25 protein-coding genes are annotated in these 24,953 nt (G+C 61.7%); 8 read left to right on the forward strand and 17 right to left on the reverse strand.

What is annotated here, in order from left to right; translation table 11 throughout:
- Positions 1-586 precede the first annotated feature (586 nt).
- From AC1DCZ_RS15265 to AC1DCZ_RS15280, 4 genes are all read left to right on the forward strand, one after another.
- The gene (locus AC1DCZ_RS15265) at positions 587-1,189 is read left to right on the forward strand and encodes a zinc metalloprotease (protein ID WP_243182099.1); all 603 of its coding nucleotides are present in this window, start codon (positions 587-589) and stop codon (positions 1,187-1,189) included.
- A 14-nt stretch (positions 1,190-1,203) separates the two neighbouring features.
- Entirely contained in the window at positions 1,204-1,749 is a 546-nt protein-coding gene (locus AC1DCZ_RS15270) for a hypothetical protein (protein WP_476851573.1), read from the forward strand.
- Positions 1,750-2,358: 609 nt separating this feature from the next.
- Positions 2,359-2,820 (forward strand): hypothetical protein, encoded by a 462-nt coding sequence (locus tag AC1DCZ_RS15275; protein WP_243182097.1) that lies wholly within the window; start codon positions 2,359-2,361, stop codon positions 2,818-2,820.
- 40 nt (positions 2,821-2,860) lie between these two features.
- Positions 2,861-3,322, forward strand: coding sequence for a hypothetical protein (locus tag AC1DCZ_RS15280; RefSeq protein ID WP_476975347.1), 462 nt, complete (start codon positions 2,861-2,863; stop codon positions 3,320-3,322).
- A gap of 211 nt (positions 3,323-3,533) precedes the next feature.
- Here the strand turns inward: AC1DCZ_RS15280 and AC1DCZ_RS15285 are convergent, their stop codons facing one another.
- The 13 genes from AC1DCZ_RS15285 to AC1DCZ_RS15345 form a co-directional block, all read right to left on the reverse strand.
- The gene (locus AC1DCZ_RS15285; protein WP_243182095.1) at positions 3,534-4,466 is read right to left on the reverse strand and encodes a DUF8175 domain-containg protein; all 933 of its coding nucleotides are present in this window, start codon (positions 4,464-4,466) and stop codon (positions 3,534-3,536) included.
- A gap of 425 nt (positions 4,467-4,891) precedes the next feature.
- On the reverse strand, positions 4,892-5,488 hold the full coding sequence (locus AC1DCZ_RS15290; protein WP_243182094.1) for an RNA polymerase sigma factor: 597 nt from the start codon (positions 5,486-5,488) through the stop codon (positions 4,892-4,894).
- A gap of 324 nt (positions 5,489-5,812) precedes the next feature.
- Positions 5,813-6,250: a DUF4913 domain-containing protein gene (locus AC1DCZ_RS15295; protein WP_476851575.1), complete on the reverse strand. Its 438-nt coding sequence runs from the start codon at positions 6,248-6,250 to the stop codon at positions 5,813-5,815.
- A 14-nt stretch (positions 6,251-6,264) separates the two neighbouring features.
- Entirely contained in the window at positions 6,265-8,037 is a 1,773-nt protein-coding gene (locus tag AC1DCZ_RS15300; RefSeq protein WP_243182092.1) for a type IV secretory system conjugative DNA transfer family protein, read from the reverse strand.
- Between the two features lie 24 nt (positions 8,038-8,061).
- Complete coding sequence (locus AC1DCZ_RS15305) at positions 8,062-9,633, reverse strand: ATP/GTP-binding protein (protein WP_476975348.1); 1,572 nt, start codon at positions 9,631-9,633, stop codon at positions 8,062-8,064.
- Positions 9,633-11,141: an SCO6880 family protein gene (locus tag AC1DCZ_RS15310; protein ID WP_476975349.1), complete on the reverse strand. Its 1,509-nt coding sequence runs from the start codon at positions 11,139-11,141 to the stop codon at positions 9,633-9,635. Before AC1DCZ_RS15310 ends, AC1DCZ_RS15305 begins: the two co-directional genes overlap by 1 nt.
- A complete protein-coding gene (locus AC1DCZ_RS15315) occupies positions 11,128-12,438 on the reverse strand; it encodes a TrbL/VirB6 family protein (protein WP_476975350.1) in 1,311 nt (436 codons plus the stop codon). Before AC1DCZ_RS15315 ends, AC1DCZ_RS15310 begins: the two co-directional genes overlap by 14 nt.
- A 1-nt stretch (position 12,439) precedes the next feature.
- Entirely contained in the window at positions 12,440-13,186 is a 747-nt protein-coding gene (locus tag AC1DCZ_RS15320; protein WP_476975351.1) for a DUF8175 domain-containg protein, read from the reverse strand.
- Between the two features lie 27 nt (positions 13,187-13,213).
- Positions 13,214-13,483 (reverse strand): hypothetical protein, encoded by a 270-nt coding sequence (locus AC1DCZ_RS15325; RefSeq protein WP_243182088.1) that lies wholly within the window; start codon positions 13,481-13,483, stop codon positions 13,214-13,216.
- An 11-nt stretch (positions 13,484-13,494) separates the two neighbouring features.
- The gene (locus AC1DCZ_RS15330) at positions 13,495-14,109 is read right to left on the reverse strand and encodes a DUF6668 family protein (protein ID WP_476975352.1); all 615 of its coding nucleotides are present in this window, start codon (positions 14,107-14,109) and stop codon (positions 13,495-13,497) included.
- 34 nt (positions 14,110-14,143) lie between these two features.
- Positions 14,144-15,568, reverse strand: a complete 1,425-nt coding sequence (locus AC1DCZ_RS15335) for a MinD/ParA family ATP-binding protein (RefSeq protein ID WP_476975353.1) — start codon at positions 15,566-15,568, stop codon at positions 14,144-14,146.
- A gap of 41 nt (positions 15,569-15,609) precedes the next feature.
- On the reverse strand, positions 15,610-16,128 hold the full coding sequence (locus tag AC1DCZ_RS15340; RefSeq protein WP_476975354.1) for a hypothetical protein: 519 nt from the start codon (positions 16,126-16,128) through the stop codon (positions 15,610-15,612).
- The gene (locus AC1DCZ_RS15345; protein ID WP_476975382.1) at positions 16,125-17,156 is read right to left on the reverse strand and encodes a CHAP domain-containing protein; all 1,032 of its coding nucleotides are present in this window, start codon (positions 17,154-17,156) and stop codon (positions 16,125-16,127) included. The genes AC1DCZ_RS15340 and AC1DCZ_RS15345 overlap by 4 nt, the downstream gene beginning before the upstream one ends.
- Positions 17,157-17,329: 173 nt before the next feature.
- Here AC1DCZ_RS15345 and AC1DCZ_RS15350 point away from each other — a divergent pair, with 173 nt between their 5' ends.
- On the forward strand, positions 17,330-17,656 hold the full coding sequence (locus tag AC1DCZ_RS15350) for a helix-turn-helix domain-containing protein (RefSeq protein ID WP_160669317.1): 327 nt from the start codon (positions 17,330-17,332) through the stop codon (positions 17,654-17,656).
- 268 nt (positions 17,657-17,924) lie between these two features.
- Here the strand turns inward: AC1DCZ_RS15350 and AC1DCZ_RS15355 are convergent, their stop codons facing one another.
- From AC1DCZ_RS15355 to AC1DCZ_RS15370, 4 genes are all read right to left on the reverse strand, one after another.
- Positions 17,925-18,380, reverse strand: a complete 456-nt coding sequence (locus AC1DCZ_RS15355; protein ID WP_160669318.1) for a hypothetical protein — start codon at positions 18,378-18,380, stop codon at positions 17,925-17,927.
- 150 nt (positions 18,381-18,530) lie between these two features.
- A complete protein-coding gene (locus tag AC1DCZ_RS15360; RefSeq protein ID WP_476975355.1) occupies positions 18,531-19,157 on the reverse strand; it encodes a hypothetical protein in 627 nt (208 codons plus the stop codon).
- Positions 19,154-20,155, reverse strand: coding sequence for a hypothetical protein (locus AC1DCZ_RS15365; RefSeq protein WP_476975356.1), 1,002 nt, complete (start codon positions 20,153-20,155; stop codon positions 19,154-19,156). Before AC1DCZ_RS15365 ends, AC1DCZ_RS15360 begins: the two co-directional genes overlap by 4 nt.
- On the reverse strand, positions 20,152-20,628 hold the full coding sequence (locus tag AC1DCZ_RS15370) for a hypothetical protein (protein WP_011689804.1): 477 nt from the start codon (positions 20,626-20,628) through the stop codon (positions 20,152-20,154). The genes AC1DCZ_RS15365 and AC1DCZ_RS15370 overlap by 4 nt, the downstream gene beginning before the upstream one ends.
- Positions 20,629-21,493: 865 nt before the next feature.
- Between AC1DCZ_RS15370 and AC1DCZ_RS15375 the strand changes: the two genes are divergently transcribed.
- From AC1DCZ_RS15375 to AC1DCZ_RS15385, 3 genes are all read left to right on the forward strand, one after another.
- On the forward strand, positions 21,494-23,110 hold the full coding sequence (locus AC1DCZ_RS15375; protein WP_476975357.1) for a hypothetical protein: 1,617 nt from the start codon (positions 21,494-21,496) through the stop codon (positions 23,108-23,110).
- Between the two features lie 591 nt (positions 23,111-23,701).
- Positions 23,702-24,472: a ParA family protein gene (locus AC1DCZ_RS15380; protein ID WP_069953086.1), complete on the forward strand. Its 771-nt coding sequence runs from the start codon at positions 23,702-23,704 to the stop codon at positions 24,470-24,472.
- Positions 24,473-24,793, forward strand: a complete 321-nt coding sequence (locus tag AC1DCZ_RS15385) for a hypothetical protein (protein WP_160669323.1) — start codon at positions 24,473-24,475, stop codon at positions 24,791-24,793.
- Positions 24,794-24,953: the final 160 nt, after the last annotated feature.

Consider the following 24,953-nt stretch of genomic DNA (forward strand, 5'->3'; position numbering starts at 1 on the left):
ATTACTTAGCTAGTGTCGTCGCACTCCCCGGGCCCCGACGGGGAGGCCGGGAGACCCCGGACCGATATGCGGTCCGAGGTCTCCCGAGGAAGTTAGGCCATGGTAGTGCCTTAAAGAAGGCAAGGGACAGAAAAGTCCTTGGAAGGAGCAGGAGTGAGCCTCCACTGGCGCGTGGCCAGGGCTGCCGCTCTTGGGGCGTAGTAAGAGGCTAGGGCAGGCAACTCCGATCTCACGCACCAAACACTACATGTGGCGTCTTTTCCACAATTTTTGCCATATCTTGTGGTTCTGACATCACCGATAACCATGATTACGTAAAGCTGTGCTCTCCGTGCACCTCGGTTACCGACTACGGCTCCCCCGAACACCACGAAAAGTTCGGGGAATCCCTGACAAACACCGGCGCGAACGAAACCCAGATACGCGCACTCACCGCAGCCCACAGCAAGGGGTTCCGAAAGGGGCAAGAACGGCCTCACGTGGTAGTTCTTGGTCCGAACGGCTGGGGCGGTCCCGCCCGATGGGCGACTCCCAGGTTCCAAACCGGTTTTATCCAGATCACATTTATGTCACAAATACATACTTATTGCTCATTCTGTTCATTCCGGGCAGATACTTCTGGTATGCCGGAACCGGCACTCATGGAACAAGGGGGATCCAGATGCTATTGCGCCGCCTTACGCGTATTTCCGCTTTCTTCGCCGCACTTCTCTTCATCACCGTAACCGCCCTGCCCGCCCAGGCATACAGCTGGTCCGGCTATAAATGGGGCTCCTCAACCCTTGCCGTCTACATTGATGGCGGTCAAAGCGGGCAAAATTCCAGTGGATGGTCAGCGGCGACCTCCAACTGGTCCAGCGCGACCGATATTAACCTCTATGTCACGACGGGGACCGCCAACATTTATTTGCGCCAGACGCGAATTAGCAATGTGACGTGGGACGGTATTACTTACCGTTCGACGGCTGGAAGCCTGTACCAGGCACCCATGAATGCGTACCTGAATTCGTACTACACCGACGGGTACACCTACACAACGACTCGCGGTGTTGCGGCACATGAGCTGGGACACGCGCTTGGGTTGGAGCACGTGGGCGGGTGCTACTTGATGAACTCGGCGACGCCCAATCGTTGCGGAATTTACTATCCAACAAGCGACGAAATCGCCGGTGTCAACGCAATTTACTGAAAGGGGTGACCACCATGAAGAAACTTCCATTTCTCCCATCAATGGCTGCGGTCTTTGTCGGAGCTTTACTCCTGAGTGGCTGCGCCTCGCCGCAGGCACAACCGCCGGCCAAGACTACGTCCATAAGCGCAAGCTGGGCCAAGGCATACCCGACACTGAAGGATCTCGCACAGAGCGCTGACGCAATTGTCGTGGGGACAGTTGAGAAGTCCGCACCGGCAGCAGCTGTTGATGGCATCCCCTTCACAGACGCTACGGTGACCGTTAAATCGTGGCTGAAGGGAACCAAACCGGCAGCGACCATAACGGTGCAGCAAACCGGCGGGGCGCTGAAGGACTCGGTTGTTGTTGTGGAAGGCGATGCGATTATGCAGCCAGGGGAAGAATCCATGCTTTTCCTCCAGAAGAACGACGATGGCACATACGTGGCACTTTCAGGGCCGACAGGCCGTTTGCCGGTCTCCGGCACGTCGGTCAAGAAGATGCCGGATACCACCCTCACCGAAGCAATTCCTGAGACGCTTCCCGAACTGATTGCCGCCGTTACACGACTTCTCTGAAACGACCGCCCAACCCGACAAGGGGTCGGCCGATTCACTCGACGCACCCCGGGCTCGGGTTAGTTTTCAATCCAGGGAAGAGCAGGGATGGCCACGCCATCCCTGCTCTGACCTTCTTGGCGGGATGTTGCCATCTCCGGCGCCAAATGTGGGTCCCGATGAGACTGCAATTTAGGTCCATCGTGGGCACAAATCAGACTGACATTCCCAGACCGGATTTGCAGTCTCACTCAGCGCTGGGCGCTGCTTCTGACAGCCTTGCCCACAGCACCGCTTGGCAGCCCGCCGGCCGCGGGCTCGGTTTGAGTTTGAACTCAACGATGTATTCAAGCATCACTGGACACTCGATTAGTTGGCGCGTAGCCAGCGTCCATGCTCGAACGTTTGCTCGCACTGGGCTGGCTCTCCACTTGACTTGTATTTTAGGGTGCCGCCCATCTCACCCCATAGCACGATTGATTGCGAATTTCACGACGGCTTAACACAGTATTTCCTCAAGACTTCATGATCTAACTGCGTGTTTTTCGAAACCTTGACATTCAGGTTTAGCTGATGGAATGAACCGCATAAGCGTCGCTCGGGGCGCGCATTATTTCTTTTGGGGGAAATATGATCGAGATCAAGAGTGCACTTGCGGCGATACTAGTAACCATCGGGTTGGTATCAGTTCCAGTCGCCGCCCAGGCGAATGGAACCAGTGCAAGTCCGAATGGTAACTACTCGGTTGATGGAGTATCTTTCTACAATTATGCCTTAGTTCAAACCTCTAACGGCTTCGCTACCGGATACACCTACAGTGCTCCGGTATCTAAGTGTGTCATTGCTGGCGGAATAGCCGTTCAAGCACGCTTGATTCAAAATTACCAACAGAGCGCTGAGGTTCTTGTTTCCAGCAGTGCGATGTCATACTCGGATCGAACGCTCTGTGGCGCCCAAACGTGGCGGACGTCTGCAAGTTATGCCGGAAAGGGAAACTTCTATAGCAAGGGAATATCTTGGGCTTTCAACTATTCCAACTATGCTTACGAAGGATTCGAGACATTCCCAACGGGAATGCAGACTGCAAACTGACCTAAAACAATCTTGGGGGAATGTTTTGAAGAAAATAAAAATGACCGCCGGCACGAAGATCATGACCGCAACCGCTGCCCTTCTGATCGCGGGGATTGGCATGGGATCAGTTGCGGCTGCCGCTTCCATCTCCAGCGATGCGCCAGCCACGCGTCTAGCCTCTGAGCCTCACGACAATAGGAACCGCGAGGGGCAGACCATCTTCAAAAGAAACGCAGCCGGCCAGACGTACGGATCGATCAAGAACGTAGACGGCGTGGTCGTAGAACCCGATTTAATCAAAGCCCTTGCGACCAACGGAGAACTGGGCTATGTCAGTAACGATCAACTAAAAAAAGGGGAAGGGCATCCGTCGTTGTTCAAGTCCCCAGCGGAAGCCTTGAAATGGCAAGAGTCTCAAGGAAAAAAGGCAGTCAGCATTCCGGTGTACGACGAAGCCGGAACCACAAAGATCGGTGAGTTTGTGATCGCTCCGGGTTCTGGGGAAGTCGCCCGGGGTTAGTTTTTCAGAATAACTCGCGACACAAAAGCGAACTGCCACCATCGGATGGACTCTGATGGTGGCAGTTCTTTTGGTGGCAGGGTGGCTTTGGACTCAAGCAGCGGAGGCTTGGTTTCCCGGCTACAAGCGCGTCTGCATCGTCATGCCGGCCGACTCTTCCATGTCTGTCCTCGAATGACGACTTCCTGATCGCGTGAGGGGCTCATCAAACTCAAGCTCCGGCCCATGGGGTGTAGCCCGTGAGGTCGTTGATTGGGGCACCAAGACTGCTGAGGACACTTGAGGCGTCGATAGTCCAGTCCGATCCGGCCCACTCCAGGTTCATTTGCCCGCTGACAAGTGAGCCTTTCAGTGAGATTGCCATCTGAACAATTGCCTTGTCCGGTCCATCCATGGTGATCCGGTATCCCTTGATCTGCGGAACGGGATCGGGCAGGGATGCCGCCCTGGTGTTCAGGCTGTCCAGTACCCAGACCTTTTCCGGGGAATCCACGGCGTATTTGGTAACGACCGCTGCGGGGCCGTCCTGCCAGGTCACGGAGAGCATATGGGCTGCGGCGAACAGGGCCCCGGAGGGGTTGTGCGCGAAACACTTGGCTATGCCACCGGTGGTCGTGGCGGGCCCGAACGTCGTCGGGGCGGAAGGGACGGCAACTTTACGGTCCAGTGCCCAAATTGCTTCGGGTGCGGTCCGCGGTATTCCTTGTTCCCCCTTAGGCAGGGCGCAAGCAGTGCTGCTACCAGGGCCGGTCGGAAGCTCGCCGGAGAGTACATTGTCGTTGTTCTCACCAGGCCCGCCTCTATCTGCTTCGACGACGAACTCACCCACGACCGTTTTGCCGGCCACGTCATAGACGGGGATGGGGAATGATTTTCCGCGGCGGGCCTTTTGCCAGTCGACTGCGTCCTGGGGGCTCCTAAACGTCCGCATGGCTGCCGTGCCGTCGGCTTCTTCCAGGTCAGTGCGGTAGGCGTAGCCCCGGATGCCATTGGTTGCCATAACAGAGACTAGGTCGGGTGCTCCGGTTTCGTTCTGGACGCCGTACGAGTTGCCGTTTTCGTTGCGGACCCAGCCTGTGGTTTCCTGCCGCACGTACTGTGCCGTCAGTCGCCAGCGCGCGTCTGGTTCGGTCGTGATGGTCACGCTCTCCTGCCCAGGGGAGAGTGGGACGGTGAGTCCGCTCCGCTCTCCGAGCGAGCCGACGTCGGCCGCTGCACAAGAGCTGCTGGCGGCTCCTTCGTATTCGAAACGCCCAGGAGTCAGGCAGACAATATCCATTTGGACGCCGGTTGCCCCGTCCGGTGGTGCCCCGAGTTGCACAGTCGCCGTCCCCGAGTGTGTTGCTGTCACCGGCGATGATAGCGGCGTAACGCGCAGGCTGCCGGGCGTCACGAACACCCCGGCAGCAGTTGCGCCTACCCCGCCGAGAAGTCCCGCCCCCGCAAGTGCGGCGGCACTAAGCCAACGCCGAGCCCGCTTCCGAGCACGGGCGGGTCCCGTGTCCTGAACCCGTGTCACAAGTTCCGCCCGGAGTGCTCTGCTGAAACGGTCATCGCTGCGAAGCTCGTTCATGGCCTTTCTCCTTCCAGTGCGGGTTTAGTCGTTGGGTGTCCCTGAAATGATTCGGACAGCGACGCCTTCATACGCTTTCGTGCCCGATGCATGCGCGTCTTCGCCGCGGTCGGCGTCAGGTTCAGAACGGTTGCCGCCGCGACGACACTGTATTCCTCGAAGATGACCAGAGTCACGAGCTTTAGATCCAGGGCGTTTAGTCCCCCCAGCGCACGGGCGGCAACCTTGTCCATCTCGTTCTGCAGATACGGGTCACCGGCGGCATCTGATACATCGCTGTTCCGAGGGAGAGAGCTCAGCAATCTTCGGTAGCGAAATGCGGCCCTCCCGCTATTACGGGCCACATTGGTCGTCGTGACGAGCAGCCAGGGAAGTACGGAGGCCCCCACGAGCCGCACCTTCGCCCGCCGCCGCCAAAGTTCGAGAAAGGCCGCGGCCATAATGTCTTCAGCGTCATGTCGATCCCCGGCCAGCCGGTAGGCATGGCGAAAGACTCTATCGCGGTGTCGGTCGAACAACACCCCAAAGGCTCCGCCGTCGCCCTCGAGGCTTTGCGACCACAACTCCTCATCTTCAGATTCAAAGTTCCCCATGCCTTGTATTGTCCGGGAAAGGCCAAAAGGTTTCACAACCAGAGAAGTTTAAAAAAGAATCTGCAATTCCGATGAAGTTGACATTCCCGCCAGGTCAGACCGCGCCGCTGATTGAGCTCTTGAACCGGGTCCTAGGGCGGAAGGCAGCACCGCCAATCCTCAAGCCCTTCAACATCAGTTCACCCCCTGGCTCAGAGTTCAGCAGTGACCCCGCAACCTCCGCGCGTGGCCACCCTGAGAAGCCGCGAACGCGAGGGCGATGCCCAACTTAGTCAAGATTGCGGAGCCTGCTGGCAGTCTCCCCTTTACGGTCCCGCTGGGTTCCTACATTGCCTGAGTTCGCACGTCAGGGAACCAGCCCTCAGGTGCTTTCTTTGGTTCCAGATGGTCAGGGTCGCGATGTTCTTTCATGTCGCAGTTAAAGAACGGCCCTTGAGGGTTCAGCAGGACGCCCATGTGAGCGTCTGCGTGGTCGCGCCACCAGACGCTCATTCCGGTGGCCGGGTCGAGGCGCAGGTGCTCCCAGGAACGCCACAGCGCCGCAACGCGGGAGACGGCTTCGGGGTGGAAGTACCACTCGATGCACCACTTCGCGGTCTTCCCGGTGACGCTGCGGACGTACGTCGGCAGCAGCTGCTCGTGAAGGAACTCCTCAGCCGTGCCATAGACGAGCTCCGGTGTCTTCTCCGGTTTTCCGTCTTCTCCCGTGCCGGGGTTGGGGGTCGGCGTGTCCGTGTCGAACAGTCCGAAATCATCTGCCATGGCTGTCTGCTTCCTTACCCGGTGACCCAGGGATTAGCGGCCGGAGCGGAGGGCACCGGGACGGCCTCCGGTTCCTCCGGGCGGGGGCTGTACTTCTTGATGGACGTCTCCACGGCGTCTTTGTGCCGGCCTGTGTACCAGGGCACGGTGCGGACCAAGGTGGCCGGGGCGCCGGAGGCGAGGACGACGGCGCGGCCGCGGTCGAGTTCGGCGAGGTTGGAGACGTCGAAGATGCGTTCCTTGCCTTCTTGGCGGGAGCGGCTGGAGCCGGACTTGCCGGAGGAGATGGAGACGTTGGTGTAGCTGTAGTCCCCGATGAGATCCGAGAGCGCCCGGAGGAACCCTTCTTCAGCGACGCCGCCGCCGTAGACCTTGACGTTCGCGGCTGACCAGATTTTCCGCATGTTCGCCTCACCCCACAGTTCGACGCCCTGGGACCAGGACTGCAGGATGCCCATGACGATTAGGCCCTTGGAGCCGTAGTGGCTGAACTGATCCGGCAGACCGGCCCAGCGGACGACGTTGGCCAGTTCATCGAGGGCGAACAGCGCGGGTTTGGGCAGGCGGCCGCCGCTGCGTTCGGCCCGTTCCTCCATGGCCTCAGCGATCGCCACCGTCAACGCCGTGGTGAGCGGGGACGCTGAGCCGGCCCCTTCCTTGGAGAGGATGTAGATCGTCTCCTGGGAGGCGGCGAAGGCGTGCGGGTTGAACTGCCGGCGAGGATCCGTGGCTACCGTCGCGCCGCCTGTCGGGGCGACCCAGCGCAGCGTGTTCCTGGACTTGAGGCACTGGATCATCTTCTCGGCGGTGCCGAAGATACCGTCGCGCTGTTTGTCGGCCAGCTCCAGCGTGGACTCCAGGCCCTTGTACTGCAGCTCGTAGTCATGCTCTTTCAGGATGTTGATAGGTTGCCGGTTCACCTGTTCGGTGACCCAGAAATAGACCTGCGTGATCGGCAGCTCCCCCAAGGCGGCGGCGAGGAAGTACGAGGAGAGGATGTCTTCGGCTTTGGGGTCGAAGTAGGCGTCCGGTTTGGACCCCGGGACCCGGGAGCCGACGGAGAAATGCTGGGTGAGTTTGTAGGCCTTCTCTTCGTCGGTGACGTAGGAGAGCGGGTTCCACCACCAGTCTGCTTCCTCCTGTGCGATCTTCTGCGGATCAAAGACCCATACCGGGGCCGTGAGCTCGCGGACGCCACGGGTGCCGTCCACCACGTCACGCTTGTTCGAGGTAGAGACCACGGCGCCGGGTGCGTCCAAGATGGCGGGCATGACCCGTGAGGTCGACTTACCGGTCCGGGGACCCCAGATATCGAGGCTGAGGTCTTCCCAGGACTGAATAAACGTCTGGCCGGTGGAGACAACCTTGCCGACCACGATGCCCGGAGCGTCCTTCACGCCCAGGCGCTCGGCAGTCGCTTTGGCGCCCTTCTCGGAGAACGCGGCCAGGGACTTCCCGCGGCCCAGATACCGGGCGGCCTTATCGACGCGGGCACGCTTGGACGCACCCTTCCTCCACGCCACGAGCACGACGATGGCCAGAACCAGGACAACGCCTGCCATGAGGGCAGCCGCGACGGTGGACTGGACGGGCCACGGCACCCGGCCCTTGACCAGCCCGGCGATCAGATCAATGGGATGTTTGGGCGGCGCGTCGATGCCGGCCATCCAGGATCCCAGGTGGACGGCCGCGTAGGTTCCGCCGCCGACCACGACGATGAAGCCGATGGCGACCCAGACCAGCAGGGCATCTCCCAGGCCCATTCCTTTACGGTTCGGTGCACTCACAGCGAACCTCCTTCAAGGGGCAGGTCAGGGGTCATTGGCTCGAGAAGCGTTTCCGGCGTTATCATGCCACTTTCCTTCGGTGTCGTTGACTCCATCCGGGCCTTGCTCAAGCGAGGTCAGTCCCACCAGGACAGGGATCCCGGGACGGCCGCCGACCTTGATCAGGAACTTCCCGCGTCCGGGAGGTTCGACATCGAGCCCGCGGGAGTCCCAGGCGGGCGGGTCCTGCCAGGAGATGAGCTTCTGCTGCTCCTGCCGGGACAACGGGATGGCGGAGGTCAGCAATGGCATTTCCGAAGCCGGGAGGCCGCCGCAGATGACCATGCCGGAGCGTTCCACGAAGCCGCGGGCCTTCATCCGGTCCTCTTCCGCCGGCAGCGCCAGCAGGTCGGACATGGTGTGGGAAATCATGATCTGCCCGACACCGACGGAGCGGTTCAGCCGGGTCAGGGCGTCTACCCGGTCCACCATGCCTTTACCGGCGCGCAGCGCCCGCCAGAGTTCATCCAGGACGACGAAGTAGTTCCGGCGCGGTTCCAGGCCGGCGTCCGCGAGGGCGTTGGCGACGTTGACGGTGCCGAAGCCGTAGGACCAGCACGCGAGCAGAATGGCAGCCTGAAGGTCGGTTTCGGTCTCGTCAATGCTGGAGACATCGAAGACCACGGCGCGGTCGCGCATCATGGGGTTGGTGGTGCGCCGGGAAAAGATTTCTCCGAGCTTCCCGCCGCCGGTCAGGCCCAGCAGGGTCGCCTCCAAGGCCCTTGTTTCCTGCAGATAGACGTTCATGTCGCCGCGGTCCAGGGCGACCTGGCGCAGCTCATCGGGTGCGGAGATGATCACGTCCAGCAGGTCTTTGAGGACGGGAACGCCTTCGAACCGGTCATCGAGGACGCGCAGGGCACGATCCAGGATGGTCTGTTCCTGATCGGTGGGCGGGTTGTTCCGGCTGATCGTGATCAGGGAGACGACCATGGTCAGGCGCCGGCCGTGCGCGTCGGCGCGGACCCGGGTCGCGTCCTCATGGTGGCCGCTGTCTTCGAGCAGCTGCGCCGCTTCGACGGCCTGGCCGGGATCAAGGATGTTCAGGTAGCCCACGCCGCGGCCGAGCCTGATGACCTGCCCGCCGAGCGCCTGGACGGCCTTGACGTGCTCGCCTTTCAAATCCCCGAGGATCAGGGGGTGGACGCCCTGGCCGGAGAGTCCGATGAACATCCGGCGGACCACGGTGGACTTGCCCAGCCCCGGCTTGCCCAGGATGAACGCCGACGGATTGGAAATCAGCCGTGCCCGCTGGAACCAGCTGATCGGGTCACAGCAGACCGTGGCCTGTGTTTCTTCATGGCGTCCGAGCGGGACGCCGATCATGGGCGAGGATGCTCCGGAGGAAAAAGGCCACAGCCCGCAAACCTGGACCGTAGTTCCCCGGTATTCCTTCACGGACGGCACGAGCTGGGCCATGCCGCCGCCGCGTCCGGTCCAGCCCCGGGCCGACGGCCCGGGCTGACGCTGTTCCTTCTCAGCCTTCTTCTTCGGTGCAGCCTTGACCGGTGCTGCAGCCTTCTTGGCAGGGCGGGTGAAAAGTTTCATGCGGGCCATTACAGGGCATCCTTGATTTCGGAGGGCAGGAGGCTGTGCTTGGGAAGGACCAGACCCAGCGGCAGCGACGCGGCGAACGCGGTGTCCTGGGCGCCGTAGGCCCGGCGCAGCAGCACCCGGGCGGTACCGGAGGTCTGTTCCACGGCGGCCACGGCATCGGCGAGGCGTTCCCTGTCGGTCACGGTGGCGGTGACGACCATGCCGAAGTTAACCAGCCCTGCGCCCTGGGCTTCTTCCTGGGCGGTCTGCACGGCGGAGCGGGCATCGACCAGGGCACGGGCGGACGGGCGTCCCCCAGAGGTGATGCGCACGTTGGCGTTGTTCTGGTCCCGCTCGACCACGGCCGCGGCACGGGCCGAATCCATCGGACGGTAGAGCAGTGAAACGCGCTTGCGGTCGATGTCCCCGTGCGGGGCCAGCAGCCGGGACAGGACCGAGGAGTTCACCGACCCGCGCGGGGCACCTGTCATGGTCCACGAGACGGAGAACGCGCCCTCGTGCCGGTAGTCGTCCCAGGACGCCTGAGTTGCGGAGGGTCCGACTTCGCCCCAGGTCAAGGAGACCGGGGAACCGGCGGAGTGCGCTTCGTCAATGATCAGGGCGGCAGGCGGATCGTAGGCGATCCGGACGACCTCGCAGAGTTCCTGAGCGGACATGGGACGGGCGATCCCGGCGCCGGTGGACTGCAGCCGGGCCGACAGGCCGGGGATCCGGGACGCGAGGTCCCGGGCTACGTCCTCCGGCGTGCGCTTCTTCGATCCTGCCCGGAGGGAGGCGTTGAAGGACAGGGACACCCAGGCCCGGACCGTGGCCGACCCTTCCGGATACGTGTCGACGACCTCGTGGAGCACGTTCTTGGCAAACTCCGGGGCGTTCGGGTCGATGTTCATCGTGACCTCGTTGCGGAGCCGGTAGCCCGAATCCGGTGCGGTCTCCACCGTCACCGCTGCGGCGTCCAGGCCTGCTTCATCCCCGAGGCCGGCGATCCAGCCGCCCCAGTTCGCGACCCACGCATCAACCTGCTCCGGGTCCACCAGGGACGCACCGTCGGGTTCGGTGGAGAAAATCACGGTGTAATGGCTGGTGGAAGGCACATGCAGGAGGGCGAACGGGCGCTTGTAGGAGTCGGTGAATTCATACAGGGTCGACTTCGCCGCAAGTCCGGGCAGCTGGTACATGCCCCAGGCCGTGACCCCGAGGGGGCCGGAACGGTAGAGGTTCGTTCCGGAGGACTTGGCGAGCCGGAAGCTCATCCGGGTCCCGAACCGGTCAACAACGGACTGGCCGTGCTTGTCCTTGACCGTCAGCAGCAGGGCGGCCGCCCCGGCGACGGCCAGGACAGCAAGGCCCGGGAGCAGGCCCCAGATGGCGAAACTGATGATGCCCAGCAACAACCCGGCCATGACAATGCCGGTGCCGATAGCGCCGAGGTTGCCCAGCCCGGCAGAGCGCGGGACACGCCAGTTGCCGTAGGACGGTTCCTTGTATTCGGTATTAATTGCTGCCACTGGGGCCCTCCGTTGTTTCTGATTGGCCGGTTGAATCCTGCGCGGTCTGTTGTGCGGCCTGGGAAACCCTGGACGCGGCTTGTGCTCCTACGGCGAGGGCCATGCCGGCCGGACCTGCAGCTGACGCTGCACCCGAGGCGGCGCCTGCGCTGCCTGCGGCTGCTCCTGCACCGGTAGTGCCTGACGCGCCGGCTGTGGCGGCGCTGGTGGCCCCGCCCGGACCGGTCGCCCCGGGTGTCGGCTGGCCGCCATTGCCCCGGGGTCCGGTGGTTCCGGTGCTGCCCTTCGGAGCTGCACCTGACTGGTTGTTTTGTGTACTGGCCGGCGTCGGGGCTGCATTGCCTTTACCGCTTCCGCTGCGGCCCATGGAAACGGCGCCGGTTGCCATGGCCCCCACGGCGGCTCCTGCTCCCGCTCCCCCGCCGGAGGCGAGGGCACCGACCATCGGCGTCACGAACCGCATCAGCGCCGGCAAAGCGAACAGCGCGACGATCATCAACGTGAAGCCCGTGATGGACGTGATCAACGAATTCTTCCCGCCGTTGTTTCCCATGAGCAGGAAAGCGACCGAGTAGACAATGGCTGCCGCAGGTTTGTAGAGGATGAACGCGATAGTCCAGCCAACTGCCTTCTGGAACCACTGCCTCCCCATCTCGGTGTTGGTGAAAGCCGCGGTGGTGGGCAGGATGCCCGCCAGGATCACCAGCATGCCGCTGCGGACCACCATCAAAACGATCTGGACGAGGGAGGCAATCAGCCCGATCAACCCCAAAATGATGAGGATAAAAACCCCGACACCCGATTGATTGGCCAGCACGAGAATATTCATCGACTCGGCAAAGCCCTTACCGTCCGTGGAACGCTTGATGATCTCGGCCGAGAACGCATCCGCGGCGATGACCAGGATGGAGATGACCCCCAGGCCAAGGCCCGAGACCAAACCCAGCGTGATCAGGGACCGGAGTAGATCCTTCAGCGGTGCTCCGCGTTGTTCCCAGATCATCCGGATGCCACCGAGAATGACCGCGAGGACCGCCAACGTCAGAGTCCAGACCATCAATTCGCTGTTCACCACCGAGACGACGGGACTCGGCGTCGCACCGTCAGAGCTGGCGAGGTTCACCGTGGGCATCGACACCCAGAAAGTCGACAGAGTCGTCACCATCTGGCTCATGCCCTCCATGATGGCCTTGGCGAGATTGTTGATGGCGTCGTCCGCAATCCCTGCCGCGACATTGCCGAGGCCCTGCTGCGTCCAGCAGATCGTGTTCCAAACTTCGCACTCTTTGTCCGCCATGTCAGACGCCTGCCCAGGGGATAAACGAGCTCAGGTCCCTGATCTGGCGGACTGCGCCGCCACCAGCGGCCGGGATATCGAGTTTCCAGTCCCCGTCCTCCCACAGCAGCGATGTAGAGAAAGCACCGTACCCTCCGTCGGCGCTTTTGATGGCCAGCTCCACGACGGCCGTTCCAGGCGTATACGAATGGATGATGAAGCCTGCGATCTGAACCTTCGGTGACGTTCCACCGCCAACGTCTTTGCCTTCCTTTATGGCTTGCACAGCTTTGTCCCGCGAAGGGCTATCCGCTGAAAGCTCCAGGTAAACCTGTTTTGCGTATCCGTTGAACGACGCTGCCCAGATGTTGGCCGTTGCGTACAGCGCGCCGGTAGGAGATTGAGCAAAACACGACCTCAAACCGTCTTTTCCTACAGTGCCGGGGCCGGCCGTTGATGGATCGCTGGGGACGGCCATGGTTCCGAGCAAGTCCCACTTGGATTTAGGCGCTGCTCCGAGTGCGGTTTCTTTGCTCCCAGGTAGTCCGCAGACGCTCTTGCCGGCGACCGCCGTGGCGCTGGGGCTGGCTGTGGCCGGGTTGGCGGACGCTGCTGTTCCCGGCGCAGGCTGGGCGGGGTCCTGTCCCTTGGGGAGCAGGAAGATGACGACGGCTGCTGCAATCAGCGCGACCACCAGCGCGGCAGCAATGATGAAACCGGGTTTGGTGAACGGATTGCTTTCGGTGGTGCTCTCTGTTGACTGGCTCATGGTGAACCTCCCGTTGTTGGTGCTGGTTTAGACGAAGGCGCGGACGATGCCGGAGGCACCGGTGATGATGATGCAGCCCATCAGGACCCAGCCGAGCTTGCCGATGGCCTGAGCGCCCTCGCCGCGCTGGAGCTGGATGACCATGCCGATGCCGACGATGATCACGCCCAGGACACCGAGGACCAGGCCGATGCCGGAGGCCCAGTTCAGGATCGTGAGCAGGCCACCCGCCTGTGCCGGGACAACGGGAGTGGGGTTGGGGATGACGCTTGTTGCAAGTACGGAGAAGGAGTTCATGGTGAGACCTTTCAGTTGGTGATGCCGGGTGTGGAGTCGGTAGCCAGGGCGGCTAAGTCAGTGATGAAGCGTTGGTATTCGCGAGCCTGCGGCAGGGTGGTGGAGTCTCCGTGCCGCCAGGCCTCGACCCAGGGCAGGGTCCAGGACCGGGGGGCTCCCCCGCCGACGATGGCGGCGAAGTCTCGCAAGGGTTTCGGCGTCTTCCCCGGTGCGTCCGCAAGGACGGCGAGGCCGAGCAGATCAAGGTCCGGTGCCGCGCCCGATGCCCACTGCATCAGGGCGCTCTGTGCCGCTGTCAGGCCGCGGATGTCTGCACGGCAAACCAGCAGCACCCGCGGCTTGCTGCCGTTCTGGAGGACAGGCCAGCAGTGACCGGTCGCCCGTCCCCCGCCGATCAGGTCAGCGATGCGGCTTTCACCGGATCCACCGTGGGCGCCGGCGACCCACAGTGCTGCGGAGCCTGCCAGTGTGCGGCGGCCCAGCCGGTCTGCGGCGTCCGGTTCAACCATTCCCCTCAGCGGCGCACTGATCACGGCCGCCGGCGGCACGTGAGCTTCCGGGGCTGCGGTGTCCGCGCCGTCGGCCGGAGCCGGGTGGGTGATCCAGGGGTTCAGGGACTGTTGCATGGTTGCCTCCTTTCAGAGTCCGGTGGTGGGTGGTTTAGAAGCCGGCGGCGACGGCGGCCGCGGCCGCGAGCCAGGCCCGCTGGGTGGCGGGCTGGAGGGCTTCGTAGCGGATGGGGCCGTTGACCAGGGCCGGATCGTAGGGGATCCGGACGACCGCGCGGACGAACGGTGCGAAGCCGTCAGCGATCCGCTGCGCCTCGTCCTTGTCCCGCTTCAGCGCCTCGCCGCTCATACTGCGCTTGGCGTCGGTGGACTCCGAGACGATGACAACGGCGTTGCGTGCCAGCTCCGCGTCGTGGCCGCCCCGGGATTCCAGAGTCTGCAGCGTCAGCCGGGCGGCTTCGGCGCGGTCCTCAATGGCTGTCACCGGGACCACGAGCTGGTTGGTGTGGTCGATCATCCGCCGCCAATTAGCGGCCCTGGCCGTGTTGCCCGAATCCATAACCACGAGCCGGTAATAGCGGGTGAGCACCTGATGGGCGATGTCGACTTCCTCGGCCGTGACTTCATGGTCGCCTTCCTCGTTTTCATCCGAGCGGAGGACGTCGAACTTGTCGGCGGTCTGGTGGTGGACGAACTTGGCGATTTCGGCCGCGTTCGTGGACGGGGAGAGCAGTTCGGTGGAGGCATCGATCAGGTCCAGGACGCTGCGGTCGTGGGAGCCTTTTTCGGTCCGCCATCCGAGGGTGCCCTGGGATTCGTTGTTGTCCCACGCGACCGTGGCCGCGCCGCTGTAACGGGCCAGTATGGCGGAGAGCATGACGACGGTGGGGGTCTTGTTGGCCCCGCCCTTGCGGTTGACCACGGCGATGGTCCGGGGGCCGGGCCAGTGCTGGCTGACCGTGCGGATGTCTTCCCGTTCGGTGAGTTCTTCCGCCGAGGGATCCATCCGCAGTCCCAGGCGTGTGAGTGTTCCGCGCCAGCCCTGGGTGGCAGGTTCGAGGACCGGGGCGCTGACCAGGAACGAGGTTTCCTTCAGGCTGCGCCGGGTTGGCGCGGCTTCCTCAGCAACGGCAGTTGTCTGTGGTTCCGGGGTGGCCGTCGCGGGGGCGGGCGGCCACGGTCGGGCGTCCACCGATGCGGCAGGGGCCGGAACCGCCGTGGGCTCGGGTGCGGTCTCAATGATGGCCGGCGCTGCGGTCGCGGGTGTGGTTTCGGGGGCTTCTGCCCGGCGGCGGGCCGGAGCGGGCTCGTAGGAGACGGATTCGATTTTGTTGTCCGGGTGGACGATGAGTTCGCCGTGTCCTTCGGGGTCCTCGATGCGGACCCGGACGGGGCGCTGGAGGGTCTGGGCTTCACCTACGATGAGGGCCAGGGCGTTGTTGCGGAGTTCCTGCATGGAGTCTCCGGCAGGGACGATGCGGGAGTTGCCCGCGACGATGACCTCGGCTGTGCCGTTGTCCCGGACGATGGCCCGGATGTTGGGAAAGGCCATAACTTGCGTTGGTGTAGTGCCCATGAGCTTCTTCCTTACGTGTGTGGGGGTGGACGTGCCGGCGTTTAGGAGGCGGGCGGGGTGAGGCGGTTGACCTTCCACGGGGCGTCCTTGCCGGTGCGGAGCAGCTGCACCGTGTAGGTCCCGGCGTTGGTGGGGACCGCTGCCATGACGCCGAAGCCGTTGGCTTCATCGACGCTGAGGGTGGCGGTCCCGGTGACGCGGGATGCGGGGATGTTGGCCGGGTCCACTGCCGAGTAGTCGGCGGTGGCTTGTGGGGTCAGCCAGTGGGCCAGGTCGTTGGCCCACTGCTCGTCCTCCACGGCGGGGCGGGCGAAGTCCGTCATGGCGTTCTCTGCGACGTCCATGGCTTCGTCCTTGCTGGCCTGATCCCAGCTGATGCCGATGGTGGCGGGGATAGTGCCGCCCGGTGCCTGGGGTGCGCTGTTGGCGCTCAGGGAGACCGGCGCGGATGAGGTGGGGCTGGCGGCCGCTGATGCCGACGGCGCTGTCGTGGTGTTGCCTGCCGGTGCGCACGAAACGCAGAGCAGCGCCACGGCGAGCAGGGTCAGGGGCTTTTTCACTTTTTCTCCTCTTGGGTGGGCAGGTACAGGAAAGCTGAGGGGACAGTGTTGGTCACTGTCCGGGTGTAGTAGCTGTGGTCCGCCGGGGCCGGGTTGCCGTTGTAGCCCTCTTCGACGTAGGTCCCGTTGTTCTTGACTTCCTTGACCACCGCGACGTGGCCGAAGTTCGGGTCCGCTCCCCCGGCGCCGGGCGCGTACCAAACAACAGCGCCGGCCCGGGGTGTGCTGCCGGAGGCCCAGCCCTTGGCGTCCCAGCCGGCCTTCCAGGTCAGGGCCGAGCCGAGGCCCTGCCCGTCGGGACGGAAGGTGCCGTTGAGGAACTTGAACGGTGTGCTGGTCGAACCCATCTGCTGGTTTACCCGCCAGAGGGCGAAGTCCACGCACTCGCGGTAGTACATGCCCAGGGGCGAGGTGCTGGCTGTGTTGGCGCCGGCCTGCAGCCAGGTCGGGGAGTTCTTCCACGGGTAGTCATCCCCCGCGCCGGACCGTCCGGGGACCGCGCAGTCGCTGCCCTGCAGGGAGAACTTCGAGTTCGAGAGCGCCTGGACGAGTTTGACGGCCTCGGGCCAGTACTTCTGGTACTGGTAGGGATCGGCGTTGCGCTGGACCCTGTTGCCGGCAATCGTCGGTTCCAACAGTTCCCAGCCGGCCACGCCTTTCAGGGCTTTGATGAAGTTCGTTGCGCTCGTGGTGGGGTTCATGCGGTCTGCGTAGGATCCCCACGCGCCATTGTCGCGCTGCTGGAACAACCCCCGGGAATCCGGACCCGCGCCGTCGCCGGTATCCAGGACCCGCAACCCCGACTCCCCCAGGGCCACCATCACGCTGATGACCTGCCCGTTGACAGACAGGTCCAGTGCCTTTCCGGCGCCCATGATCGCTGCGGCATTCTGCAGCTGCTCCTGGGTGTAGCCCTCAACCTTGGTGTCGGCGCTGATCGCGACGGAAACGGCCGGACCGCAGTCGGCCGCAGCAGGTGTCGGCCCGAAGAGCAGAACCATCGACAGGATCAAACCCAGGAAGAGCATCGGCACAATAGCCGCAGTGCCGATCAGAAGTCCTTTTGGCTTCACGATAATTCCCCCTCTTGGTTGTCCTGGCGGACACTTGCAATCAATAGCATCATTTTTATAGTGATGCTAACATCACCAAAAATATGTTGGTACTTCATGAGGGCGCGGCGGTGAGTGAGAATTGACGAATGCCCCGCATCTACAAGCCACTCCCCGGACAGCCGCAAGAGGCTGCAAAGGCTTTGAGTGTGTTCAACGCCAACACCCTGCGGGCGGCTGTTATCAGGGACCTGGCCCAGCATCTTGACGGCGACACGACGGGAAACATCGCCAAGCGCATTGGCGTGGACTACCGGCAGGTCTACACGCATATCAAGACACTCGAGGCCGAAGGGTTGGTCTCCGCTGCGGGCGAAGTCGGTGTCCGCAACGGGCAGCGCATTCATTACTCCATAGACCTGGGCAGGTTGCGGGAATGCGGCCTCGTCTACATGAGCTATCTGTCGGGAGAATAGGCGTCGAATGTCCCAGCGCTCGAGCATGAAGCCCACGCCGAGATTTCTTGAATCAAAGGCGGGAGCGCCGGGAGCTGGGCATTGGGGGGCGGCTTGAATGCACAGCTGAGGTGCGCATGCTGCGGGGGTGTAGCCCCTACTACCCCCCAAACCTGTCGTAGGGGCTACCCCTTTGATGCCACTCAATGTGCATGGTCAGGCCGTAGTGGGCGCCTGGAGCATGTCATGCTCCAGAGTCTACTGAAAAAAATTCAGTAGTGAGAATTTTTCAGTTGGGCGGACTTTTTTTCTCGGGCCTGGGCGGAAGGTTTCGGAGAGCTTCTGTCACCGCACGAAGGGCATCGATGTTCACTTCTCCCAGAACCCGCGCGGCGAAGTGCTCTACCTCGGCAATGCGGTAGGCCTCTATCAGTCTGAGTTCGGCCTCCACGCGCTCCGGGATGGGCCCGCTGCGCTGAAGCAGGTAGTTCTCGTCAACGTCAAAAAAGTACGCCAGTGCCTTCAATAGCTCCGGATCCCAGCGGTTATCAGGAGAGCCAGCCAGTAGCCGGTGCCAGCGCGTTCTTGTGAGCGTGAGCCCTTGTTCGGCCAGTCCCTGTCGAACGTCTTCGTACGTGAAACTGTCGGCGTCCTTGGCATGAACGATGTCTAGAAGAAGCTGGATTTTCGATGCGAGAACCTCTTTATCGCTGCGAGGATCTATGGGGTTGTCGTTCGAATTCACGCGTGATCCTGCTCCCGGCCAGCGAGGGCGGCCACATCCCGAGGGCAGCGCTCTGCTAGTGGTAGCGAAGTCACAGCCCTCCTTTTTAATTCCGTCATCGTTGAGGCCACTTGTAGACCTTGGCGGCTTCGTGGGATGCCACGTGAAAAATCAGCCGACAATGAGAGTATATGAGGCTCCGAATGCGACTACGCCCGTTATAAACCCGGCAATGACCTGAGGAGCTGAATGGTCCCGGAGATAAACCCTGGACCAGCAGACAAGCGGGGCCGCCACAACGAACGGAAGCCCCAGCCAGCCGAACATCAGCACAGCTGACACGGTCGCGCCGCCCAACGTCATTGCATGGCCCGATATCTTCCAGATCGGACTGACCAGAATGAGCGCAACAATCCCGCAGAGAATCCCGCCAATTAGCCCCCAGACTGGCTGGGGCGCGCCCATGAGCGAGAGGATTGCGCAGCCAAGCAGCGACGAGCCCAAGGTCCAGAGCATGACCGGGCGGCGTTGTTTCTTGTCTCCAACATGGTGGTCCGTCAACTGGCCCCTCTTGGCAAGCAACAGTACGACGGCAAACGGCACCAGGCAGATGAAAAGGGCAGCGATAATGCCCGACCAGATGGAGACCATCCACTGGTCACTCAGCAGAGAAGCCAAAATCAGCAGAAGGGACAAAACCAGAGGCGGCTGCGCAATCTCGGTTGCGGACCGGGCCACACGCCCGATGGCTGTGGAGGCTCTCTCTGCGGTGGCTAGGGTCGCGGTTTCTGCTGTCACTGAGGTGCCTTTACCGGCAGCACAGATTCCAGAGAACCGACGCCGCCATCAAATCGGGCTTGGACTGCGTCTAGGACACGGCCGGCAAGCATGGGTGTGGATCGCTCCGAGAGAGCGACCTTGTGATCGCTGGAGCGTATGACGTACTCGTACAGGCGCACGGAGGGGTGCGTTGCATAGAAGCTGCTCACGATGGCCTCCAGCCAAGCCGCTCGGGAGAGTCCCCAATATGCTCTGGCCAGCGTGGCCGTAAGAAAGACTAAGGCTGCTCGGTCCCAAAGCTGCAGGCGGCGCCACACCTTAACCACCGGCGGAATGCCCAGCCCAAGAGAAGTCAGCAGAACCCCGCCGTAGAACAGCGGATTGAACAGGACGTACAGAACCTGGTGGAGAGACGAACCGCCCACATTGATATGCATGGCGGTCATGTAGGCGATCTCTTCGACCGAAGCTACTGCGACCAGAGCCATGCCGGATGCAACAACCCGCGAACTCACGCGGACGGGCAGGCTTTCCTGAGGCCGGAGGCAAATTCGAAGAACAGAAACGGTCAACAGCGTCAAAATGCCCATGTAGACGCTGGCATAGACGAAGACCGGCAGCTGCTCGACGTTTTCCGGCACGAAGCTCAAAGTCGTCGGAACGAACTCCTGGCACAGGAACGGAACGGTGATCGCGATGGCTCCAAGGCCGGCTGCCAAGGGTCGGTGGCTGAAGCGTGAACGGTAGCTCTCATCCGGAGAATAGGCGGCGAAGATTCCCTGTCGCACCAGCCAGACGGCGCTTGTGACACACAAATTGCGAACGAGGTGAAGAAAGTTTACGCCTCCCAAGGCCGCATCAATGGTTGCTTCAGGTACGACGACGCCCGTAAGAAAGAGGCCGAGGATCCCGATGCCGATCGCACCGGCAAATGCCGTTGAAGCGCCCCAGCGAGCTACAAAATAGAGGCGAAAGACAAATACCGCTACCAGAATCCAGAACGCGGCAGCGATCATAGGCCAAACACTCGTTCGGCCTTCGTGGCTTCCTTCACGGGCGTAGCATGCAGAATCCGTGCCAGGCCGAAGGCCAAATTTTCGGCGGCAGCTTCCGCCTCGTCCAGGGGAACGTCCACTGCACGGCACATCCAACTGACACCGTTCCGTTTGCCAATACCGGAGAAGAAAGACCCCGAGATAAGTCCATCGAGAGGCTTCCCCTTATGGCCCAAGAGGATGTGGCTCAGTTCATGTAGCACGACGTGAACACTCCAAGCCTTGGCACCCCGCAGGTAACTGACGATGCCATGGCTCGGGGTATCGATCCAGTGGCCGGTGACGCCTTCCCCGAGGCTGTCCACTGTGCCCTCCTCGAAGACCAGAGGTTTGCCGTATTTTTCTTCAACCGCGGTCACGAGGTCGCCCAGATCCGGGTACGCCGGAAGGTTCAAGGTCTCGATGACGTCAGCGGTCAGTGTGGCCTGTTCCATGTCCTACGGCTCCGGTAATCCACTGAAAAAATTTCAGTAATGTGTACTATGAAATCAGCGCGAGACGCGCCTTGGCAAGGAGCCACCCTACCAAGCTTCCGAAAACAGGCGCTGTCAAAGGAGTAAAAGGAACCCCCATGGCTCGAAGCCCTACACCAAAGCAACAGTAAGGGGAGGCTCATGACAACCTCCCTTCGGCGGCCTCGGGCGACACGCCGACCACCTTCCCACTTAATAGAATCTGATTCATGTTGTGTATAGAAAGTAACTTCGGTCCTGGGAGGGAAAGTGCCACAGCTAAGCAAGGGTGAGCGTCACGTAATCACGGCGCGTTTGCCCATCTCGGACGCCGAGAAACTTGCGGCCGTCGTAAACGCCACTAATGAAAGCCGCAGTGACCTCATCGCTAGGCTCGTGCATGCACACCTTAAAACCATCGATCTAGACCACCTCACTGGCCAGGAGGCTTTGCCTATCGCTAAGGCCAGTTAAAGACTGAAGGCCCGCTTTCGCGGGCCTTCAAAAGTATGCCGTTCAGATCCGAAATCTTGCCGGACGACGATCTGAACTTACCAAGCTCCCCGTGAGGGGCGCTCCATTTGCTGTACCCCGAAGGGACTAGCTGTTGTCTATGGTACCTGTACCTGCCGTGTCGTCAACAACGGACGCACCGCGCTCGGCGGGTCAAGTCACGCCCGATATGGCGTGGGCTCTCGCCCCATTGATCGCCGGCGTCCCGGTTTACCGCCTGGGACGTTGGATTGGCGGACGGTTCCAGTACCCGCGGCCGCAGAACCCGCCACGGATCACTGCTTCGGTGCCGACGCGGCCGGCGGCCGTCCTTATCCATGGTGCGGATGGCTCTGTGGCTTCGCTCTGCCTTGACCTGGATACCTCCAAAGCGCTGCAGGGCGTCGTCAATGACGACGCCCAACGGCTCGGGAACCTCTTGGAAAGTTGCGGTGTCCGCTACGTCGCTGACGTTTCTCCCAGCGGCGGGCGCCACCTCTACATCCCGCTCGCAGAAAGAGTGAGCGGCCCGGAGGCCCGGGAACTCGTCGAAGCCATGACGCTCCTCGCTCCGAGTCTCGATCCCAGCCCGCATCAGAACGTCACCGACGGCTGTATCCGGGTTCCGGGTTCGGCGCATAAGTCCGGCGGTCACCAGATCCTGACCACTCCCCTGGCTACTGCCTATGACATCCTGCGCCGCCGTAATCCCGCCAGCGCTGTCGCTGCGCTCCGGCTGGCTCTGGCGCCGGAGGTCAGACGCGCCCGCGAGCTCAAAGACCGCGCCGCCAAGATGGTCGCCACCGCGACGGCGCACGGTATTTCCCCCGTTCCCTTCGGTGGGAGCCAGTACCCCTTGCGGGTGCTGGCCCGTACCGGCCTGTACGACACGGCCAAGTACGCCAGCCCGTCGGAGGCCCGCATGGCGGTGCTGAACCACTTCGCCGCCTGTGGCTGGACCCTGGATCAGGTTCGCCTCGAGCTGGGCGGCCAGTTCCCCGGCCTCGCGGCCCTCTATGCCAACACCGACCGGCAGGAACGCCTGATCGACAAAGAGTGGGCCGAGGCCTGCCGGTGGATCCAAAAACGGGGAACCCCGCCAACAGGGAGAAGGACTACCCGTATTAACGACACAAGCCCCCCCAAACCCACAGGGGGGGGCAGCAGAACCAGCAGCAAGGCTGGCACACACCAGCTCGTGAACGATCTCGAAAATGTCCTCTACGCAGTCTTAGATCACCGGCTGAAAGAGCACGGCCGCGAGGGCCTTAGTCTGCGCCTGCTGCTCCGGGCCGTACTTGGCTACATGCGAACCATGGAGACCGATTTGTTGGATGTAGGCTGCCGTACTTTTGCTACCGCCACGGGCAAACACCATGGCACCATCGCCAGGCTCCTTCGGACGCTCGAACAAGCCTCAGATGGCATCCTGACTAAAGTCTCCGATGCCCGCGGCCGTAACGCTGATGCATACGTGATCCAGCTCCCTCGGCACTTTGAACAACTCGCCCGGGAACTCTCCTGGCGCAGCGGAAAAATCCATGGCATCCGCCCTGTGTTCCGGGCCCTGGGTGACGCCGCTGCCTTGGTCTACGAATCTATCGAACGCGGGCGCCTCTCCCCGACCACGGCAGGAATCGTCCGGTCCACAGGTCTTAGCCGTACAGCCGTTGAATCGGCCCTGGGTGTCATGTGCAGCTACAACATGATCGAACGTCGGCACGGACAATGGGCAATTACGGCCGCAACCAGCCTTACCGCGCTGGCCCGCCGGCTCGGGGCGCTTGACGATGCAGCAGAGCAGATCCGCCGGCATCGAATGCAGCGCGCGGCCTGGCACGCATGGCTGGACAGGAACTTGGTACCTGAACTTGCAGAACACGAAGTAGAAGACGGCGAATCGGACCTCTACTGGATCCCTCCCTCCGAAAGTGAACTGGACTGGGGTGGGACGTTGTGGCGAGTGGCCTGAAGCTCTGCACGATCATGGAACTTTTAACAAATACTGCCGGTATAAATTGGCTCGGCGGCAACGGTGTTCTTTGTGCCGCGGAGCCTGACCCAGAACGCTGAGAGGATCAAGCTATAGCGGCGGAAACCGTTTATTTAAATAATTCCGTCATGACAGATTGACGGATTGATGCACGTCTATCAATCAGGCCTTGAAGGGGCCACCGTTGCATCAAAGCCTTCAGATTTCCGGAGGGCGCGTCGGTCGATGCCAGAGGATGACCGTGACTGCAGACCTGCACGAGGCATAGCGCGCGTAGCCAGGAATTTTTGTACTATATAAATAATTCTGTCATGACAGATTGATAGATTGACGTACAACTATCAATCAGGCCTTGCAGGCCTTGAAGGAGCCACCGTTGCATCAAAGCCTTCAGATTTCCGGGAGGGCGCGTCGGTCGATGCCAGAGGATGACCGTGACTGCAGACCTGCACGAGGCATAGCGCGCGTAGCCAGGAATTTTTGTACTATATAAATAATTCTGTCATGACAGATTGATAGATTGACGTACATCTATCAATCTGTCAGTCTGTATTCAAACGAAGGAGCAATATGAAAGTGACTGCCATAGGCAACCGAAAGGGTGGGGTGGGCAAGACGTCAGTGACCCTCGGACTTGCCACCGGGCTCCGGCTGATCGGCAAGAAAGTTCTAGTCATCGATCTGGATCCCCAGGCCAACGTCACAGACGCGCTTGAAGGGGCTGGAGAGTTTGACATTTTTGACGTCCTCTACGGCGGGGAGGCCGGTACTCTCGGGCAAGCTATCACCACGACCTCGTGGGCTGGCATTGACCTGATCCCGAGTTCCGAGTCACTGGCGCGGCTGGAGTCCGAAAGCATAATGACTCCAGAGATGCGGCTCAAGGCTGCCGCTTGGGGTGCAGAGGAACTAGAAGAGTACGACCACGTCCTCATTGATTTGCCGCCGGCTCTCGGGAGGCTAACCCTGAATGGACTGATCTGGGCTGACCGAGTCTTGGTTGTGACCGAGCCGGCCGCATTCTCCGTCAAGGGAGTGACTGAATTCCTGGAAACGGTCAAGAAGGTGCAGTCGCTGCCTCACCTGAACCCTGCCCTGGAATTCATCGGCATCATCATCAACAAAACCAGCTCACCACTGACCGGCGAGCACGCGTTCCAGATCGGCGAACTGGAAGCGGAGTATGGCAGCGACGTGATGGATCCGCACCTGCCCCTTAGGACGGCGATGCAGGATTCCATCAGCAGTAGGGCGCCGCTGACAAAAATCAACAGCAGGGGAGCGGCCATCATGACAGAGAAGTTTGTCGCCCACGCACGGTACTTGGATGGGGAGAAGTAGATGGCCGTCGATAGAAAGTCATCCATTCGAAAGGCGCCAGCCGCCGATGTTGTTGATGTCCTAACGTCTAGAGCGGAAGCACCATCGTTGAGGCCTGATGTGCAGCCCGTTGTCGAGGCGCGGTCGGCCCAGGCAAATCTCGAGCCTGTTGGTACGAGGGGGCCGGGCCCGGGCCGGCCGAGAGGCAAGAGAAGGATGGAGCCGTTTTCATCCAAGATCGAGATCGGCCTCCGCGACGAAATGGATGCTTACATCGAGGAATACGGAATCACGATTACAGACTTCCTTGATGAAGCGATACGAGATCGTCTAAAAAAATAATTCCGTCTAGACAGAATTATCAACCCAAGGTCGCCGCGCTGCCGATCCGCGCATCGTGGAAGGTAATGCGCCTTAAACCCGACTACCGTGAATACTGAAATATTTTCAGTAGAGGGGTTCGGTCATGGCAGGGCGTAAGAAGCAAGTAGATGGTCAGCTG

Source organism: Arthrobacter sp. 10N418, from assembly GCF_056394725.1.

What these genes read in the sequence shown, in the direction of transcription:
- AC1DCZ_RS15270 (WP_476851573.1), top strand. Translation starts at nt 1,204, where the DNA reads ATGAAGAAACTTCCATTTCTCCCATCAATGGCTGCGGTCTTTGTCGGA.
- AC1DCZ_RS15275 (WP_243182097.1), top strand. Translation starts at nt 2,359, where the DNA reads ATGATCGAGATCAAGAGTGCACTTGCGGCGATACTAGTAACCATCGGG.
- AC1DCZ_RS15280 (WP_476975347.1), top strand. Translation starts at nt 2,861, where the DNA reads ATGACCGCCGGCACGAAGATCATGACCGCAACCGCTGCCCTTCTGATC.
- AC1DCZ_RS15290 (WP_243182094.1), bottom strand. Translation starts at nt 5,488, where the DNA reads ATGGGGAACTTTGAATCTGAAGATGAGGAGTTGTGGTCGCAAAGCCTC.
- AC1DCZ_RS15295 (WP_476851575.1), bottom strand. Translation starts at nt 6,250, where the DNA reads ATGGCAGATGATTTCGGACTGTTCGACACGGACACGCCGACCCCCAAC.
- AC1DCZ_RS15305 (WP_476975348.1), bottom strand. Translation starts at nt 9,633, where the DNA reads ATGGCCCGCATGAAACTTTTCACCCGCCCTGCCAAGAAGGCTGCAGCA.
- AC1DCZ_RS15315 (WP_476975350.1), bottom strand. Translation starts at nt 12,438, where the DNA reads ATGGCGGACAAAGAGTGCGAAGTTTGGAACACGATCTGCTGGACGCAG.
- AC1DCZ_RS15320 (WP_476975351.1), bottom strand. Translation starts at nt 13,186, where the DNA reads ATGAGCCAGTCAACAGAGAGCACCACCGAAAGCAATCCGTTCACCAAA.
- AC1DCZ_RS15325 (WP_243182088.1), bottom strand. Translation starts at nt 13,483, where the DNA reads ATGAACTCCTTCTCCGTACTTGCAACAAGCGTCATCCCCAACCCCACT.
- AC1DCZ_RS15330 (WP_476975352.1), bottom strand. Translation starts at nt 14,109, where the DNA reads ATGCAACAGTCCCTGAACCCCTGGATCACCCACCCGGCTCCGGCCGAC.
- AC1DCZ_RS15335 (WP_476975353.1), bottom strand. Translation starts at nt 15,568, where the DNA reads ATGGGCACTACACCAACGCAAGTTATGGCCTTTCCCAACATCCGGGCC.
- AC1DCZ_RS15345 (WP_476975382.1), bottom strand. Translation starts at nt 17,156, where the DNA reads ATGCTCTTCCTGGGTTTGATCCTGTCGATGGTTCTGCTCTTCGGGCCG.
- AC1DCZ_RS15350 (WP_160669317.1), top strand. Translation starts at nt 17,330, where the DNA reads ATGCCCCGCATCTACAAGCCACTCCCCGGACAGCCGCAAGAGGCTGCA.
- AC1DCZ_RS15365 (WP_476975356.1), bottom strand. Translation starts at nt 20,155, where the DNA reads ATGATCGCTGCCGCGTTCTGGATTCTGGTAGCGGTATTTGTCTTTCGC.
- AC1DCZ_RS15370 (WP_011689804.1), bottom strand. Translation starts at nt 20,628, where the DNA reads ATGGAACAGGCCACACTGACCGCTGACGTCATCGAGACCTTGAACCTT.
- AC1DCZ_RS15380 (WP_069953086.1), top strand. Translation starts at nt 23,702, where the DNA reads ATGAAAGTGACTGCCATAGGCAACCGAAAGGGTGGGGTGGGCAAGACG.
- AC1DCZ_RS15385 (WP_160669323.1), top strand. Translation starts at nt 24,473, where the DNA reads ATGGCCGTCGATAGAAAGTCATCCATTCGAAAGGCGCCAGCCGCCGAT.